At 53.5% G+C, this 18,602-nt stretch carries 12 protein-coding genes, 1 tRNA gene, 1 pseudogene and 1 riboswitch; of the genes and pseudogenes, 6 read left to right on the top strand and 8 right to left on the bottom strand.

What is annotated here, in order from left to right; all coding sequences use genetic code 11:
- Positions 1-81: 81 nt before the first annotated feature.
- From HNR55_RS06995 to HNR55_RS06980, 4 genes are all read left to right on the top strand, one after another.
- Positions 82-2,073: a potassium transporter Kup gene (locus tag HNR55_RS06995; protein WP_184382625.1), complete on the top strand. Its 1,992-nt coding sequence runs from the start codon at positions 82-84 to the stop codon at positions 2,071-2,073.
- A gap of 4 nt (positions 2,074-2,077) precedes the next feature.
- Entirely contained in the window at positions 2,078-3,232 is a 1,155-nt protein-coding gene (gene hemW, locus HNR55_RS06990) for a radical SAM family heme chaperone HemW (protein WP_166113178.1), read from the top strand.
- A 45-nt stretch (positions 3,233-3,277) separates the two neighbouring features.
- Positions 3,278-3,709: a DUF1489 family protein gene (locus HNR55_RS06985; protein ID WP_166113181.1), complete on the top strand. Its 432-nt coding sequence runs from the start codon at positions 3,278-3,280 to the stop codon at positions 3,707-3,709.
- Positions 3,710-3,855: 146 nt separating this feature from the next.
- Positions 3,856-3,931, top strand: a tRNA-Glu gene (locus tag HNR55_RS06980).
- A 628-nt stretch (positions 3,932-4,559) separates the two neighbouring features.
- On the opposite strand, the gene HNR55_RS06975 is transcribed toward HNR55_RS06980, so the two are convergent.
- Positions 4,560-5,672, bottom strand: a complete 1,113-nt coding sequence (locus HNR55_RS06975; protein ID WP_166113184.1) for a glycerophosphodiester phosphodiesterase — start codon at positions 5,670-5,672, stop codon at positions 4,560-4,562.
- A gap of 10 nt (positions 5,673-5,682) precedes the next feature.
- A complete protein-coding gene (locus HNR55_RS06970; protein ID WP_166113186.1) occupies positions 5,683-8,130 on the bottom strand; it encodes a TonB-dependent receptor in 2,448 nt (815 codons plus the stop codon).
- A 529-nt stretch (positions 8,131-8,659) separates the two neighbouring features.
- On the opposite strand from HNR55_RS06970, the gene HNR55_RS06965 reads away from it, so the two are divergent.
- Positions 8,660-9,715, top strand: coding sequence for a family 43 glycosylhydrolase (locus HNR55_RS06965; protein WP_166113189.1), 1,056 nt, complete (start codon positions 8,660-8,662; stop codon positions 9,713-9,715).
- Positions 9,716-9,748: 33 nt separating this feature from the next.
- Here the strand turns inward: HNR55_RS06965 and HNR55_RS06960 are convergent, their stop codons facing one another.
- The 6 genes and pseudogenes from HNR55_RS06960 to HNR55_RS06935 all read right to left on the bottom strand — a co-directional run bounded on the left by HNR55_RS06960 (position 9,749) and on the right by HNR55_RS06935 (position 16,587).
- Positions 9,749-11,404 carry a hypothetical protein gene (locus HNR55_RS06960; protein ID WP_166113192.1) on the bottom strand — a complete coding sequence of 552 codons (1,656 nt, stop codon included), beginning with the start codon at positions 11,402-11,404 and terminating at the stop codon, positions 9,749-9,751.
- 17 nt (positions 11,405-11,421) lie between these two features.
- Positions 11,422-12,735: pseudogene (locus tag HNR55_RS06955) on the bottom strand (NAD(P)/FAD-dependent oxidoreductase).
- A gap of 1 nt (position 12,736) precedes the next feature.
- Positions 12,737-13,759: a lysylphosphatidylglycerol synthase transmembrane domain-containing protein gene (locus HNR55_RS06950; RefSeq protein ID WP_166113194.1), complete on the bottom strand. Its 1,023-nt coding sequence runs from the start codon at positions 13,757-13,759 to the stop codon at positions 12,737-12,739.
- 687 nt (positions 13,760-14,446) lie between these two features.
- Positions 14,447-15,091: a LysE family translocator gene (locus HNR55_RS06945; protein ID WP_166113198.1), complete on the bottom strand. Its 645-nt coding sequence runs from the start codon at positions 15,089-15,091 to the stop codon at positions 14,447-14,449.
- 149 nt (positions 15,092-15,240) lie between these two features.
- A complete protein-coding gene (locus tag HNR55_RS06940) occupies positions 15,241-15,681 on the bottom strand; it encodes a hypothetical protein (RefSeq protein WP_166113201.1) in 441 nt (146 codons plus the stop codon).
- Between the two features lie 37 nt (positions 15,682-15,718).
- Positions 15,719-15,927: riboswitch (cobalamin riboswitch) on the bottom strand.
- Positions 15,928-15,975: 48 nt separating this feature from the next.
- A complete protein-coding gene (locus HNR55_RS06935) occupies positions 15,976-16,587 on the bottom strand; it encodes a histidine phosphatase family protein (protein WP_166113204.1) in 612 nt (203 codons plus the stop codon).
- Between the two features lie 59 nt (positions 16,588-16,646).
- Between HNR55_RS06935 and HNR55_RS06930 the strand changes: the two genes are divergently transcribed.
- Positions 16,647-18,602, top strand: a complete 1,956-nt coding sequence (locus HNR55_RS06930) for an esterase/lipase family protein (protein ID WP_166113207.1) — start codon at positions 16,647-16,649, stop codon at positions 18,600-18,602.

Genomic DNA, 18,602 nt, shown 5'->3' with positions numbered 1-18,602 from the left:
CTGGCACTCTGCGCACTTTATGCAGGGCATCCTAGAATGTCTTTTTTCTTCTTCTGCCCCTGACGCGGAGCCAGAAATGCCATGACCGACGCCGACAGTACAACGCCCACAGGTTCCGCCCCAGCTCCGGGCGAGACGCACCAGACTACCGGAGCACCAGAACCACGGCGGATTGCCGAGTTCGACGCGGATCAACCGCAACATGCCATGGCTCCCGTAGGCTTTGCTGCCCTGCTGAGCGTGCTGGGTGTTGTTTATGGTGATATTGGCACAAGCCCGCTTTACGCCTTTCGGTCCACGGTGGAGGTCATTTCTGACCACCACAAGGTGGAACCGTGGGAAATCATGGGGGTTGCCAGCCTTATCTTCTGGACCCTGATCCTGATCGTGACCGTTAAATATGTGCTGCTCATCATGCGGGCAGACCATAATGGCGAGGGCGGTATTCTGGCGATCATGTCCCTGGCCCAGCGCGTGACCACCAGTGCGCGAACGCGGCTGGTGCTTGGCATGGTCGGGATTATTGGCACCTGCCTGTTTTTTGGGGATGGCATTATTACCCCCGCCATTTCCGTGCTTTCAGCCATCGAAGGGGTGGAAGTCAGTATTCCCGCAGCGCACGAGGTGGTTATCCCGGTTGCCATACTGGTCATTATCAGCCTGTTTAGCGTGCAATGGGTAGGTACGGGCCGGGTAGGCACCATATTCGGCCCGGTGATGCTGCTCTGGTTTGGCACACTGGGTACGCTCGGTGTGATCGAGATCATGCACCACCCGCATATTCTGCTCTCCCTCTCCCCCACCTATGCGCTGGAGTTCGTGTTTTACCACGGCAAACTCTCCTTTCTGGCCCTTGGCGCGGTCGTGCTGTGCGTAACCGGGGCAGAGGCGCTGTATGCGGATATGGGGCATTTTGGCCGCGCTCCCATCCGCTACGCATGGCTGTTTTTTGTGCTGCCCATGCTGGTGCTGAACTATTTTGGGCAGGCCGCACTGGTTATTGCAGACCCCAAGGCACTGGCTAACCCGTTCTTCCTGCTATGCCCGCACTGGATGCAGGGACCAATGGTGGTGCTGTCCACACTGGCAACGGTTATTGCCAGTCAGGCCGGGATTTCGGGCGGGTTCTCGCTCTGCCGCCAGCTTATTCAGCTCGGTTACATGCCGCGCCTGCGCATTACCCACACCAATGCGGAAGAGGAAGGCCAGATCTACCTGCCCGACTTCAACCGCTTCCTTGCTGTGGGTGCCGTGCTGCTGGTGCTGGCCTTCCGCAGTTCCGATGCTCTGGCCTCGGCCTACGGCATTGCGGTTACGGGCACGTTTATCTGCACCTCCATTCTGGCCATTGCGGTCTTTCGCAAGCACTTCAACTGGCCTGCATGGCAGGTTGGCATGGTGTTTGGCGGCTTTTTGCTGCTTGATGGCACGTTCTTTACCGCCAATGCGCTCAAAATCCCCGATGGCGGGTGGGTGCCCGTAATGCTCGGCTGCGTGCTGACACTGATGATGACGACATGGAAAAAGGGCCGCGGTCTTATTATTGCCCGCCAGCGGCAGGACAGCCTGCCCATGGGCTCCTTTATTGCCCGCCTGCCCCAGTCACGCACCATTATCCGCGTACCGGGCATGGCCGTGTTCATGACCAGCACGCCCGACTTTGTGCCGCCCTGCCTGCTGCATAACATGCGCCACAACAAGATCCTGCATGACCACGTGCTGTTTGTAACCGTGCAGAACCTTGACCAGCCGGAAGCCGAGCGCGGCCACCGCGTCACGGTGGAAGAACTGGCACCGGATGTGTACCGGGTCATCCTGCGCTACGGCTTTATGGAAATGCCCAACATCCCCCGCGCGCTGGAAGAGCTCAAAGCCAATGGTGTGGACTTTGACGCCCTTCAGGCCTCGTACTTCACATCGCGCGAACTGGTCACACGCTCCTCGGTGCCACGCATGTCGCGGTGGCGGATGTCCATCTTCCTGTTCATGCTGCGTAACTCGACTTCGAGCATGGAGTTCTTCCGTATTCCGCCCGACCGCGTGGTGGAACTGGGCGTAAAGGTAGCCATCTGAGCGCGTGCAGCACGAACCACTCGCCCTTTACATCCACTGGCCGTTCTGTCTGGCCAAATGCCCGTACTGTGACTTCAACTCCCATGTACGCGAGCATATTCCGCAGGCCCGGTTTGCCAAGGCACTCCGGGCCGAACTGGCACACGACGCCGCACGGCTGGGCCGCCGGAAGCTGACATCCATCTTCTTTGGCGGCGGCACACCCTCGCTCATGGCGCCAGAAACCGTGGCAGCCCTGATAGAAGATGCCCGCACCCTGTTTGACGCGGCTCCGGACATGGAGATCACGCTGGAAGCCAACCCGACCAGCGTGGAAGCCGGGCGGCTACACCAGTTCCGTCAGGCAGGTGTCAACCGTGTCTCCCTTGGCATTCAGGCGCTGGAGGACCGGGCTCTTGCCTTTCTGGGCCGGGAACATTCCGCGGCACAGGCCCGCGCGGCGCTGGAGACAGCACGCAGCCTGTTCCCCCGCCTGACATTTGACCTGATCTACGCCCGGCCAGAGCAGAGCATTGCCGCATGGCGGCAGGAACTGGCCACGGCCCTGCAACTGGCGGATGACCACCTCTCCCTCTACCAGCTCACAATCGAGCCCGGCACGCGGTTTGAAGCCCTCTACCGCCAAGGCGCGTTCACCCTGCCCGACAGTGATACAGCCGCCGCCCTGTACGAAACCACGGCCGAACTCACACAGGCCCACGGCATGGCGGCGTATGAAGTTTCCAACTACGCGCGCCCCGGCAGCGAGAGCCAGCACAACCTGACCTACTGGCGGTATGGGGATTATCTGGGCATTGGGCCGGGAGCACATGGCCGCCTGAGCTTTGGCAGTGCGCTCAAGGCCACACGCCGCCACCGCGCGCCCGAACCCTGGGCCGAACGGGTGGAACACACAGGCACCGGCCAGACATCGGAAGAAGACCTCACGCCCCATGACCGTGCGCAGGAAATGCTGCTGATGGGCCTGCGTGTGCATGAGGGTATTCATCTGGCCCGTTTTGCAGCCCGCACCGGCATGACGCTGGACAACGCCGTGGATCAGACCATTCTGGCGCAGGCGCTGCACGAAGGCTACCTGATACGCGACGACCAGACACTCCGCGCCACAGCAGAAGGCAGGCTGCGGCTTGAGGCCCTTCTGGCAGCTCTTGTGCTCTAACTCCGGCAAGGGTGTTCCATACCTGACCACCACCATGTGAGGGACATGATAAACCTGATCAAACTTGTTGTTGGTGTTGCCTCGCTGGATGAACTGGCGGAGCGCCAGCGTTTGCCCGCCAACCAGCGCCGCCACCCCGGCAGCGGCACGATGCTGCCTGTTGTGCATACACGGACTTTTCCCAGACAGGCGGCTGCACTGCTTCAGGGTGGCTCACTTTACCGGGTTATTGCGGGGCTTATCCTGTGCCGCCAGCGCCTTGTGGACATTCAGCCCGAAACACGGGCCGATGGTACAAATGGCACATTGCTTTTTATCGACCCCACCATCATCCGGGTGGAAGCCCGCGCCCTGCGCCCTTTTCAGGGCTGGCGGTATCTGAACCCGGCTGACGCACCACCCGACCTGAGCAGCAACGCGCGGCACGACGATCTTCCCCCCGCCCTGCAAAAGGAACTGGCCCTGCTTGGGTTGTAAAACAGTCCCGACCCGGCATGGAAGAGTACCCCATATGGAGAGATGCCAGAGTATTGGCCCCTCGTTCAAAAAAAAATGCACAAATGTCATTTCGTTGCTTGACGCTCCGTACATTCCACTCTAAACAGCGGCTCAACAACGCCTCTGTCCCGTTCGTCTAGAGGCCTAGGACACTGCCCTTTCACGGCGGCAACACGGGTTCGAATCCCGTACGGGATACCATAGCTTTGTAAGGCATTGATTTTCCTATGGAAATCAAACATGCCTTTCCCTAGTATGTAACAGGTCTGTGTTACATAAAGGGCGTAAATTTTCCTTACATCCTACAAGATTCCATGATGCCATATCTGGTATCTCAGAATACGTGTTCCTGCTGAATCTGACAGCCTTCGCTAATCTGCGTCTTTGCCCCCTCAAAACCAGTGACAGAATCGTCGCATGAGCAAAGCCTCTCAGGCCCGCTTCAGCGTTCAAGAGTATCTGGATTGAACTCAGACAAAGAGAGCGCCTGAAACGCTCAAGCCTATTTCCAACTGGTTATGATAACATCCTCAGTCCCGCTTACGACAGTCTCCACTGCCGTTGTGGACAAGGCGCAGGAATTGGTCTTCAAAAAGCCAAACCTCTTGAGACTTCCTCATCCTTTTTTGAACTGATGCTGCTACAATCTCTTACACTGACCAAGATCGACACCATGGGCGATTGGCAAGGTAAAATTGAAAAAGTGGTTCTGGGTGCACTCTCGAACCGGACGATCAGGATGAGGAAGCAGTTCCAGCCGATCTGGCAGTCGATGCCTTTGAGGCCGCACAGTTTCTGAAACTGCATCATGAGATGGTGGTTCGTATTCTCAAAGCTGTTTCACGGCCATCTGGCCAATTGCCGGGTCATCGGTAAAGAAACCATCCAGTCCCATATCCAGATAACGACGAATTTCCGCAACGGACCCAGCCACATTGCGTGCACCATCTCCATCCGCATTGCGTAACTGGCGAGGCAGGAAGTAGTTTTCCGGACGGCAGGTATAAGCATGGACCAGCAGACCTGCCGAATGGGCATCATCCACTAACGTAGAAGGCTCAAGCCACGCACCTTGCGCATCACGCGGAATAAGATCCGTCAAGGACGGACCAATCACATCCGCATAACGCCGCACAGCCTTCAGGCCAGTTGGCGTCATCAGATCACCAAAGGTGGTTTTCTGTCCTTTTGCCGCAAGATCAGGTGGTACGTCCGTGCGCTCCCCCATCAGGAGCATCAGCCGGGCCTGCGGGTTAATGGCACGTATATCCGCACCTATGCGTTGGAGATTACCGGTTTCGAAGGACTGTATTTCCAGCGGGGCCGTGCGCGTATACTCATTGGCGACAAGAATGCGCAGGAAGAGCGCTTCGGGATCAAACCCCAACGTATGAAAATAGGTGGAATGCTTGATTTCTGGAATCAGTCCCAGAACCCGTCCGCATGCTGCGGATTCAGCGGCCACAAAATCAATCATTTCCTCAAAGGTAGGAATGGCAAAATGCCCATCATAGCGCGTGTTATGCACACGCAGCCTGCCAAGACGTTCCTTCGCCCGCAGGGTTTTGAGTTCCGCCAGAGTGAAGTCAGTGGTAAACCAGCCTGTCGTCGTCTTCCCGTCAATGATGGTCGTACGTCTGCGGTCGGCAAATTCTGGCCTCAGGGCCACGTCCGTCGTCTCGGCGATGTTGCTTTCATGGCGGCAGACCATCACACCATCCTTGGTCATCACCAGATCAGGCTCAATATAGTCAGCACCATCGGCAATGGCCTTGGCGTATGACGCCAAGGTATGTTCTGGCCGAAGGGCCGATGCTCCACGGTGAGCAAACACCAGTGGGCGCGGCGCAAGGGACGGAGCAGCCTTAACCTGCCGCCTCCCCATGCACACCGCTGCGGCGCAGGAACCGATCAAAACAGAACGCCGGGAATAACGCTGCATCAGAACTACCTTAGAATGTTGCGCTTAACGTCAGGAAGTACATCCGTGGCGCAATAGGAAACGCCGTGTACTGGCCAGAAGCGTTATTGGTGTTGAGCGTAGACCAGCCTTTTTCATTTGTCAGGTTGGTAATATTTCCCTGAACACGCAGGGACCGGATGCGCGGAATACCCGTAATGTCATAACCGGCATTCAGACTGAACAGCGCATAAGCGCTGGCATGCAGATCATTGGTGAAAGTTGTATAACGCTTGCCCACCACATCACCAATAAACTGCGCGTCAAAATTACCCCAACGGGTGGACGCCACAAACTTTTCCGTCCAGTCCGGAACACCAGCCACGTTTTTACCGGCGGTATACACAGCCGTGGCACCATTCATATAATTATCGTTATAAACTGATTTATTGTACGATAACGCATTATAAAAAGAAAAATGCGGGCCAAACTGCGCAGTGAAGGAGAAGTCCATCCCGTCGGTGGAGACAGACCCCACGTTGGTCAACGTTGTTGCACTCCCGATAATGGAAGAGAGTGTCTGCGTTGTTGCAACGGCCAGCAGGCGGTTTGAAAAATGCACGTGATAGTATTCAAGCTGACCGCTGATGTTGGTCAACGGTCCGGCATCCAGATGCCGGTTTGTGCGGAAGCCTGTTTCGTACGTCCATGAGGTTTCCGGCTTGCCATGCTTACGGAAGTCATCAAATGCCTGCTGGCTGGTCACACCCCACGGAGTAGCGTTGCCATAGCCTGCGGCTTCAAATGAGCGCATGTTTTCCTGAATGTTGGCAAACCACTGCTCATGACTTGTAATGTTCCACAACGCACCAAAAGCTGGCAGGAACGGCTTTACAGAAGCAATGGTACCCCCCGGGACGGTAATCGCTGTCTTGGGAGAAAGGGATCCCGGCAGAGCCGCCACCGGCAGCGTACCGTTGGTATAGACCAGTTCGGACTTGAACCCGGCATTCAGCGCGAAATTCTTGCTTACCTGCCAGGTATCCTGCAGGTGCGTGGTCCAGGTGTTGGTATAGAAATTGTTGGTATACTGGTTAATGAGCGCATTCTGCTGCCGTTCATACGGGGTGGTAGGGTTGTTAACGTCAAGCGCATACCACCGGCGAGCCTGAGTATTGTTGTTGCGCTCGTACCAGCCACCCAGTTCAATATTATGATGGCCGACATGATAGTGCAGGCCAGTCGTGATCCCGCCGCGGTTATCCCAGTATTCCGTAGTACGGGTGGCCATGCCTGAACCACCAAATACGCTGGAAAGCTCAGAGGAACTCTGATTGGGGAAGTAGGCTGAGAACAGGGTTGGCAGACCCGCCGCCGTAATGGGACCAGCCACAACCCCTTCACCCAGATCATGATGATAGTAGATCTGTGTATCCCATTTCAGATCTTTGCTGAAATCATGGGACCATTTTGTATACATCAGATAATCTTCACGCTGGGCGGCGGAATAATAATTCCGGTAATTCAGACCTGCGTTAGTATAATCTGCAGAATTTTTATAGTAATTTACGGCTTCAGAAAAGTTGGGATACATGAAAGGACGAACGTACAGGGAACCGCCATTGGGCATCACGATACCATCTTCGTTCGGCTCTACTTTCTGAGACCAGTCGAAGAACACGCTGATTTTGTTCTTTTCGTCTTCATGCACAAATTTTGCGTTTACCTGATTACCCCCCTGATGTCCGGCGAAATCCCATGCCCGTGCATCCTGACGCCCCCATGAGACATAAGCCGAGTTTCCGTTACCGAAATCTCCTGTGTCGATACGGGCAAAGGTGCGGAAGGTAGACCAGCTCCCAAAGGTCTGATCCAACTGGCCGCCTGCATGGTGCAGCGGGTCCTGTGTGGTAAACTGCAAGGTTCCGCCAAGATTACTGGTCGAAGCCGTGCCCAGAGCCCCTGCCCCGGTGGCAACGGAGGCGGAAGCGATATTCTCACTGATTGCAGCGCGCTGGGGGGAAAGGCCATTATAATTGCCGTAATCCTGATCCCCCAACGGAACACCATCCAGCGTGTAACCAAGCTGGTTTTTTGCAAAGCCATGAATGAAGAGTGACGAATTCTGTTCGTTATTCCCCCATGGGTCTGCGTCATTGAACACAACACCCGGCAGAATTTGCAGGGACTTGATGGGGTTGATCCCCGGCAAAGTGCGCTGCATCTGGGCATGCCCAACCGTCTGCTCAGACCGGCTGTGGCGACCAGTAGCGATAATCTGCTCGGCTTCCGTCGCATGAGCGACGCCCGCGCCCTTGGAGTGCCGCGGGTGCATTACTACAGGCGCATCAGCAGCCTGTGCGTGTGCCGTTGCGCCAGTTTGAGCAGCTTTTGACGTGCTCTGGTTCTTGGAAACCGTTGCCGCATAGCCAGTGGAGAATGCCAGAGGGGAGCAGAAGAGCCACAGAGCAGCCCGACGCGACACAGGTAAAAGACGCATGGAAATAAAACCATCCTGAACTCAGTTGCTTCTTGGACGGTGTTCTTAAGAGAATTTTCTGAACACGTGTGTGACAGTTTTATTGTGAAATTGTGCGCCCCATCCGGACCAAGATCAGAGTTTTTATTACATTAAACTGAATAAAGCACTGCAACTCACGCACTTAACCAATGATGCAGAAACTGGTACGTAAGTGATTATGGTTGTTTGCTCAACAGATGCAGAGGATGGGCTACAGAGATAGCGATCGCCGGTTTTTTTGATCAGGTTCGGATACGACAGTGAACCTGAAGACCGACGATGCATGATATCGCCCCCGGACTCCCAGACTTCATGGACTGGATGGAAACCGACATACTGGCACCAGTTGCCCCGGCAAGCGGCTCTTCGATCCTTCGCCGGTACAGTCGGAGCATACCGCAGGTGCAGGAGATGATGCAGACAGACAAGATCATCACGCCTGTCACGCCATCAAGCGACAGGAAAATCCCCCGTCATATTCCTGTTGTATCTCATGCCATGACATCATATGGTTCTGCCGTTTTCCAACACTGTTTACACACAGGAAAACAATACATTCACAGAATGGCTGATCTGGCAGACGAGCGTGATTACAAAAAGAAAACTTCTTGGAATACTGGCTGGAGCCCCCATCATTCCGCTAGGAGGGTGTTCTCAAGGGCAGGCACAGTCACAGTGGAAATTCTTTTCCGGCAACCCTGTAATCGGCAACGCTTATGGTAGCTGTTTCGACCCGTATGTCATTCTGGATGATGGTCTATTCCGCATGTGGTTTTCCTGGCGACCCAAGCAGGCCATCGCATATTGCGAAAGTCGTGATGGCATGGTCTGGTCCACGCCAAGGGTCGTTCTGACAACCGATCCGTCCCAGAAAGGTCAGATTGAAGTCAATCGCTGTTCCGTACTCCGCCATAACGGACAGTACGTCATGTATTTCACAGGGCAGTCTGTCTCCGGGTCCAGTATTTACCATGCAACCAGTTCCGATGGCATAACATGGTCACGAACCCAGTCTGATCCCGTTCTGTGGCCAGAGTTTTCCTGGGAAAAAAATGCCGTCATGTGTCCGGATATCATTCTGGATGAACAGACCGGCACCTTTCGCCTCTATTATTCAGCGGGAGAACAGTACGAACCTGATGGTATAGGTCTCGCAACCAGCATTGATGGCAGGAACTGGACAAAGCTCCCCAACCCGATTTTTACATCCGTACCGTCCCACGCATGGGAACGGGCCAAGGTGACGGCCTGTAACGTTCATCATGTTCATGATTGGTACTATATGTTTTATATAGGGTTTGCCGATATCCATCATGCATCAGTCTGCCTTGCACGATCACGCAACGGCATTGACAACTGGGAACGTCATCCTGACAATCCAATACTTTCCCCTCCCGGTCGACTGAATTTTTTCCAATGGGACCGGGATGCCATCTACAAACCTGCTGCGGTCATGACAGAAACAGGCTGGGTCATGTTTTTCAATGCACGGCGCAGACATGTCGAGCAAATTGGCATGGCGACACATGCTGGCCTGTCATTGGGCTTTCCAGAAACACAGTAAGCTCTCATCTTCAGCCATCCTGACTGAAGATGATCATGGCTGGGCAATGCGCCTGAAGACCAGAAGTTCCCTGTTCCCCCGTTTCAGAACCGCGTCTTCCCTGTAGAAAGAAGTATCTTTCATCAGGCAGTCCGCAGGGTAGTCGTCAGGCTCCATAGCCACGAGTTCCGGACCATGCTCCTTTAACAGCGTGCAATACTGAGCACTGTCACTGACAACATAGAAATGGGCGCTCCGGAAGCGCACCTTCTCCCACCACCCCAGAAAAACATGCTTGGTATTGGCCGCGTGTAGAAAATGATGCCGTGGTTCATCCAGCATCCAATGTGCCTTCATATCATCAGGAAACAGAAAATCTGGCCTTTTTGTAGGATAGTTCTTTTCCAGATAGGCCAGAAACACTTCCTCCCGCCAGTCATCTCTGGAAGCAATCCAGTTGTCTGTTATGTTTTCAGATTTATGGGACTCAACATATGCCGCGCTGTTATCAATTATGATCTTGCTTGTAGTATTTATAAAAAGGAACACTACAAATATTATAAACGCATATGAAAAAAATCTCCCATCAAAAGAGCCGCGATCCTGAGAAGGCAGCTTACTGAATCCTTTGCAAACCTGAGCATGCCCCAGGAATGCAAGAAGACAGATACAGAAATTTCCTATAAAAAGCTGTATATAATGCTCCCAGTAATGCTGGGTCATGATTATGGCGACACAGGCCATACCAGATAAAAATGATATGAAAAATATTTTTACTTCTATCTTTCCACGGTTTTCTTTGTTTTTGATGATATCGAAAACCATAAAGGCAGCCATTAAAAGCCAGGAAATCCAGAAAAAAATGTCTGGTATTTTTTTCATGGCCTTAAAAAATGATTTTGGCCCAGACATCGGATTAATAGGCGAAGCTAACATGGCAAGACCATCAGTAAAGGCTGAAATCTGACCCGTAACAACATATGGTAAAAAATTGACAACAAAACCCCATGCAGCGATTGCCACACCCCAAAGGCCTATTTTTTTGACCGCCCTGATAGAATGCTCAGATAACTTTTCATTTTTAATACCAATGCCGGTAACGACCAACAGAACAAGAGACACCGCAAGAACTGGCAGATAATACGGGCGGATGGATATGGCCATCGCACCCAGCATGCTCCCCCAGAAAAGAGGAACCGGATGTACCGTTCTGGCCTGATGATCAAGAACGTTATCTTTGACCATCATAAGAAATGATATGGTATAAAAACTCACTGCTATGCAGTTTATGGTCAGGAATGAATCGTACGACCAATAAATCAGGAAAATATAAATCGCAGAACAAAAATAAAACACACCAGATGGAAAAGAATTCGAGAACACTCCCGACAGAACCGATTTTATAAAAAAAGACGATACGACAACGCAAAAAATTGAAAAGACAAGGAAGACATTAATACTTTTGAAATAGGCAGGCAGAGCAAACAGAAATGGTACAAAAGGAAGCTTGTCGTGAAACTCGCTCGTCCAGATCAGTTCGCCATGCAGCAGACGTGAGCCAAAATATATTTCATGCTCCAGATCCCAGTTATGGGTCCGTGCCATAAAGGCGCTTATGGTGATCAAAACAACCGCAAGACCATATAGCACGGAAGGCTCTGTCATTTTTTGATAAAAAACACGCCCTTCCCTCAAAAAAACAGTTAACATAGCGCACCATTACAAGGTCAGGTATTGATCAGACGGGCAGCAAGCCTGCGTCCCTCGCGAATAGCATAATTTGTTCCTCTGTCTTCTGGGTAAATCTGCGCCATGGAACACAGGTAAAAACCCGGACGCGGGCCATCCTGAGGTGGTATGAGCGCTGAATACTCCTTTTCCACCACAGGCTGTGACCAGCGTGCTTTCCAGACATCATAATGACGTATCCACGACGAACTGAAAGCCGGAAACATTTTCTGAAGATACGGCATGGAAAAATCAAGTATTTCCTTAGCACTCATCTTGTACAGCGCATCCGTATGCGGCAGATATTTTGACAGATAGACAATATGATTGCCACCATAACTGGAAGCAGATTCAAAATTGGTATGTTCGATAACCCCCACAAACGGAAAGCTGGGGTCATTGACGTTGAGCCAGTAAGTTGAGGAAAGTGACCTGTCCAGTTGCAGTACAAGACAGACATTGGCCAGATAGTTGATCCGCCGCAAACCGGAAAGATATTCTGGCGTGGCCCAGCTTTCGACCATATCCGCCACAAGAGGAAGCGCCGTTGTAACAATGACCTTGTCACTCTCAACCTCACCCCACGGCCCACAAACCTGCCACCGACCATTTTCCAGCGGAGATATCCGGGTCACAGGAGCGCGACAGACAACCTTGCCACCTGCACTCTCAATACCCGCCGCTGTCGCTTCGGCCAGTCGCGCAAAACTGCCCTTCATGTAGGCCAGACGCTCTTCCCCACCCTTGCCACGGCTACCGCCACGCAGTTTCAGCTTGTTCCAGAACCAGACAGCAGAAACCTTTTCCGCATAGGGGCCAAACTTACCGATCAGAAGCGGCTCCCATACGACACGGAAAACTGTGTCTCCACCAAGCCTGCGCAGCCAGTCTGCCGCCGTCTCATGCTCCAGACTTTTCCAGTCCTTCACATGCCGTGCGCGCAATGTCAGCAATCCAAGACGGATGCGATCAATAAACGGTAACGCCGTAAATCTGAGAAGGTCAAATGGCGTGGACAGTCTGAAAAAATGACCAGAATAATAAACGCCAGTATTTGTAGGCTGTACCACAACATCATTGGTCAATCACGTGTCCTGAATCAGCCCCATGACGTCCAGATCATTTGTAAACCAGTGATGGTAGAAGCGATCCAGTCTTTCTCCATCGGTCTGAAAGGAACCGGCAAGTCCCCCTACCGTTTCTTCGGCTTCCAGAACAGTGACCTGATGACCGGCCCGTACAAGATCATAGGCAGCACTCAGTCCGGCAAAACCACCACCGACAACAGTAAAGGAAGAAAGACGCTGGGACATTTCAGGATACTCGATCTATGGAATTTTCAGAAACAATGGATGCGGTCTTGTGTCGTTCAAATATCCAGTAGAAAAAACACGCCATACCACAGACTGTGATAGGCAGCCACAGGACAAGATGTATGAGAACCGCAAAGGCAGTTGAAGATGCAGCCGAATTTCCCAAAGCACGGGTTGCGACAATCACAAAATAATGAAATGTACCCACGTAACCCGGGCTTGAAGGCAATATGGTCGCCAGCGTTCCAACCGGCATGGCCAGCCACGCCGCAGCAGGATTGGTGACAGCTGGAATGGAACGCGCCACGGCATAGAATGTACATGCCTCCAGCAGCCAGGAAAGCCCCGTATAACCGAACAACAGAGCCATACGCGGACGATGCGCCATAACTGTCAGGGTATGAAACATCTTATCAACATGTGGCCGTATCTTCTTTACGAACGACGGCACAAATCGTGACAGAAAACTGAGCAGCCACATTACGGGAAGTCGGAGAACAGCAGGAAACACCAGAAGAACCACAACGCCGACAGCCCCCAGCAAAAGCATGGTAGAACTGAAATGCAGCACGATATCACCCGTGTCGCTACGGGGATGAAAGAGAAACAGCGCCACCCCGAAAGACGATATGATCACCAGAAAATCCATAAGCCGTTCCACCAGCATAACAGCAAGAATACTGGCGGTTGGCACACGCAGCCATGATGAGAAGTTAATGGCTCTCAGGGCGTCCCCCGCTCGCAAAGGCAGGACGTTATTGGCTGCGATGGAAATCATGTATGGAATGGCGCTTCTTGCAAAGGTCATGGTCGGGTTGACCGACGCCAGCATGGTTTGTGAGCGTTTTATACGAAGCAAATAAGCGCCCAACAGACACAATAGACCAACAAATAACCATGAAATCTGTGTATTACGGAGCGCCTGAATCAGGCTCTCAAAAGAAACGGAACGCAATACCATGTAAACAAAAAATACTGATGCAATAATCCCAAAAATTACCTTGATACTATTTTTGTAAAACATCTGCTCATGCCTGACCAAATATAAAACTCTCTTCACCATGGCTCTGAGTTTTATTCCCCACCAGCCGCAGACATTACGTCTTTTAACAGATTTTCTATAAATCCATCACATATTATGATACATTTCCATACCCAGACTACCTGCAAACAACTCCAGCAGAGAGTCTGTTACGACACACCCGTCATGCAGGATGACCCTGTTTCGGAATGCTCCTGCAGAAACGCACCTCGCATTTCTCCGCCGCCCGTATGTAGACGCCCCCCTCCGGGGTGTCAATCAACAGGGAGCCGATGGGTAAGTGCCCAAATACGCCTGTCACACTACCATCACGTCCACTCCACCCGTTCTGCGTTATGCACGTGGCGGGGCCTAAAACTGCCAGAGCTATTTTCACCAAAGTTTCTTATTCTTGGGAAATCTTGTGCATGATGCCGTTAAAGAACAATATTTTAATATACGATACCATAAAGATTTTCACTGTTCATTAAATAGTGCAATATAATAATTCAATATAAACTCTGTATTTATCATATTATTTATTAAATGATGAATAACACCAACATACACGGAAATAAATGTAATTTATGTCTTGTCTAAGCCTGTTCGGATTCGAGAAGACTGCGACAATATTCTGTCGTCCTGCTGTAGCTGAAACCCGCACTCCCGCCAGTATCACCCCCCCCTTACTCAGGACGGTATACCACTCATGACAAGCCTGAACGCAAAAAAGAAGAATACTCCCGCTGTAAGCATGTCCAGTGCGCGCACCACTCTGGGGGTGGACAGGACACGACCGAGCGAAAACGCCAGACAGGCCAGAAGCGCATACCAGGCAACAGCCATAACCACCTGCACCCCTGCCAACAGAAGAGAATAGCTGACCCGATGCACACCTGCGGGAATAAACTGTGAAAAGGCCGTCAGATCAAACACACCAACCAGTGGGTTAAGGCATGTAGTCAACAGTCCACGCTGGTAACCAGTCCCCATGCCGCCAACAGAACGCGCCTGAACTTCCGCCACCGCCTGATCGTGCTTTCCAGCGGATGGCATCAGCAGACGCATACCCAGATAAGCCAGATAAAATGCCCCGGCCCATTCAAGCATTAAATATACTGTAGGAGAGGCCGCAACCAGCGCGCTCACACCAAACGCCGTACCCATCCCCCATATGGCTAGCCCCGTACCGGTACCCAACGCAGCCCCCAGAGCTGCCTTGCAGCTCACGTTCATGCCCAGACGAATGACAAGAGCGGTTTCTGTCCCTGGTGTCAGCACCAGAACACCCCATGCGGCAGCAAAGCTCAGTAAAGGCAAAAAAACATGGGGCATGACCAGTTCCTGTATCGTATATCGGACAACACACACCACCATAGGGGCCATATCCGCCGTAGGGTGACGCGTGCCGGGCGCTAAAAAAGAACAAAAGCCAGAAAAAGTCCAAGCCAATAGGCAAAAAAATGCCTGCGATCACTCTAACGCTATCTGCCGTTATACAAATCCATGGCCATGCGGCGCGCACCAACAACCTGTTGGGCGGCAACATAGGCTATGAGCATGGCATGGGTTGCGGGTCTTTCGGCTTCTTCTGCCTGCCCCAGTGCGCAACGGGCGTTTATGGCCAGACTTAACGCATGCTCCAGCATCCTGCGAAAGAGGACCTCAAGCCGCTGGCCTCTCGCGCGGTAAGATAAGGGCTCGTCAGGCATAAACATCTCAAGCATCTGCCCTCCGGCCTGCTGCAAGGCGGCTTCTTCAGCCAGTTGCGGGGCCTCTCCGAACAGAGCCAGAACCTCGGTCCGGTCCGGGGCGACACGCAGCAGATGCCGCAGCAAAGGGTGCAGACTTTCCCCCCCACTCGCAATAGAGGCGGAGCACGAGGGAACATGCGGATAAGAACCCGGCGGTAAATAGCGTGACATAAGACTTCTCAGCCCCCGGTCAGTCCCGCCCGGTGGCATGGTTTGCAAGACGAAGGCAGGTCTCCTGACTTGCAGATACGCCACACACCCTACCTTCCCGGTTATGCACCAGTGGCCACCCCTGCCGGGGCAACGGATGGAAGCTACTGCCTACAGTTGCGGGTACAGTCTCCGACTGACTTCTGATGAAGCGTACGGTGTTCCCTTTTCATCCGCTCGCGCGGAACCTTCGACCAACAGGGGCAGGCTATAGCGGCATGCGTCCTCCACCGCGAGCAAAAAAACAGGCCCCCTCTATGCCGGAACCCCCAGCATACCCAAGCGCCACTGGCCCGCATGGCAGCTTATCAGGCTGTAGCTCAGAGGCGGCACATCCACCCGGACTGCATGGGACAGGCCCACTGCACCCTCCCCTTGGTACAGGACCTTCAGCAACAGGTTGCGCACCACGGCGGGCCGCGCCAGCACCACGGCTGCGGGCAGGGTCCGGCTTATACCGTCCAGCCAAAGGGCCGTTCTGTGGTAAGCTGCGACAAAGCTCTCGCCCTCCGGTGGGGCAAAAATATCATCGGTTAAAAAGGCGTGTTGCTGCACGAGGTCCAGAGCTTGCAGGGCTGTGCCCGCCCACGTACCGTAATCCCTGTCCCGCAGGGCATCCTGTGGCCGCAGGATATGTCCTTGCCCATCCGGCACGGCCACATCGGGGGCGCAGAATACCGTTAACTGGTTCATGGACGGCAAATAAGCTGCGGCGGTTTGAGGGGTATAACCATGCGCAACCCGTTCAGCCCCATCGGGCAGCACGCCCTTGCGCACAACACCGGGCAGCGCAGACGCACAGCAAAGCAGCTTCAACCGACCAACCTTTCCAGCACTGGGCCACGACTGTGCAGGATTTGCCAGCATGGCGCTGACACCCTACACCATCAGGCATTATTTTACCGCGATTTTAAACCGAGAATCGGATGCCCGCCTTTTCCAGCACTTTATCCAGCACTCTGTCTTCCCGTTTTGCGTGGGTGGCTGTCTGTCTGGCTGTTTCAGGCTGTGCAGCCCCCGTTACGGTGCAGCGCCTGAGCCTGACGGACAGTTACAAGGAACGCAGCCAGAGCACACTGAGCGGGCAGAAACTGAGCAATACCACCCGTATTGTGCTTGAACGCCAGAACCTGTTAACCAGATGGAAGAAAAATCCGGAACAGGCTTTGGCCATCCTGCGCGCCAGCACACAGGCACAGTTTTACACCCCCGATCTACAGGACCAGCTTTTTGCCCTTGCGGAGCTGAATTACCTGCTGGCCCGCCAGCACACGGACCGTGCGGCCTTTATGGCGGCAGCCCTGTATGCGTACGCCTACCTGAACCCCAACGGGCCGGAGAACGCAAAACCCAACCCGTATGACGTGCATTTCCGTCAGGCGTGTGATCTTTACATGTTTGGCCTGACCGAAGCTCTGGGCAGCCCTGTGGAGGTGGCACCACAACGCTGGACGCTGCCCTTTGGCACGCTGGACCTTTCCACCACCCCCGAGCAGACGGAATGGTACGGCTATACGCTGACCGACTTCCGCCCCACGGCGCGCCTCTCGGTGCATGGAATAAAAAACATCTATCGCAGAGCGGGGCTAGGAGTACCTCTGTCAGCAGTGCCCCACCCTCCAGCCAATAGCCAGATTTCCTTTTCCATTACCGACAAGCTGCGTATTCCCGTCAACCTTCTTCTGGAAATTCCCAATCCACGCGAGCAGATTTTTACAAACCATATTGATGCGCGCCTGACACTGGCAACCATTGACGCAACAAGCAGCCTGCCCACCACAGACGGCGTTATCCCCCTGCAATATGACCAGACCGCCTCCCGCGCGATCAGCCTGAGCAATGCGGTTGACTGGTCTGTGGAATACAAGGGTTTTCTGGATGGCAATCTCTTTAACAAACGCGCGCAGCTTATTGCCATAGAACCCCACCAGTATGGTCATATGCCCGTTGTGCTGGTGCATGGCACGGCCTCCAGCCCCGGACGCTGGGCGGATATGGTCAATGACCTGCTCGAAGACCCGCAGATACGCGCGCATTATGAATTCTGGTTTTTCTCCTACGCCACGGGCAATCCCATCCCCTATTCCGCCCTGCAACTCCGCGATGCGCTGAACCGCACCATCCATGACCTTGGCGGCACGCAGGCAGACCCGGCACTGGGACAGATTACCCTGATCGGACACAGCCAGGGTGGGCTTCTGGCAAAAATGCTGGCGATTGACCCGCATGATACCCTGTGGAACGGGCTGACCCACCGCGCGCTTTCCAGCCTCCATCTTTCGCCCGATGTCCGGCAGTTTCTGCAACAGGCTCTTTTTCCCACTCCCATGCCCGAAGTCAGAAGTGTTGTGTTTATTTCCACGCCACAACATGGCAGTTACCTGGCAGACTTTTCCATTGCCCATCTTATCGGGCGCATGGTCACCTTTCCCGCAACCATTACGGAAGTAACCCAGCAGGTTCTGAAGGGTAATGCTGGCGCGCTCAAAGTGGATATGAGCCCAAGCCGCTTTGGCAGCGTTTATGGCATGTCCCCCCGCAGCGCATTCATACAGGCTCTGGCCACTGTTCCTGTTGCTCCTGATGTGCAGAGCCACTCCATTATTCCCGTACTGGGCAATGGAGCGCTGGATAATGCGGATGATGGTGTCGTGGCTTACGCCAGCGCGCATGACCCACGGGTGCAGAGCGAACTGGTTGTGCGCAATTCGGGCCATTCCACACAGGCCAACCCTATTACAATTGCTGAAGTACGCCGTATTCTGCTGCAACAACTGGCTGCTACAATACCTGACCTGCACGTCAAGGGAGATATAAACCACATCAATATCATGCGTATTGGTGGGGATTATGTCATCCCCACCACATGGGCAAAACCCTAA

It is taken from the genome of Acetobacter lovaniensis (genome assembly GCF_014207635.1).
GTDB classification, from domain to species: domain Bacteria; phylum Pseudomonadota; class Alphaproteobacteria; order Acetobacterales; family Acetobacteraceae; genus Acetobacter; species Acetobacter lovaniensis.
The sequence above is the reverse complement of the archived record's forward strand: the minus strand, read 5'-3'. Positions and strand labels throughout refer to the sequence as shown.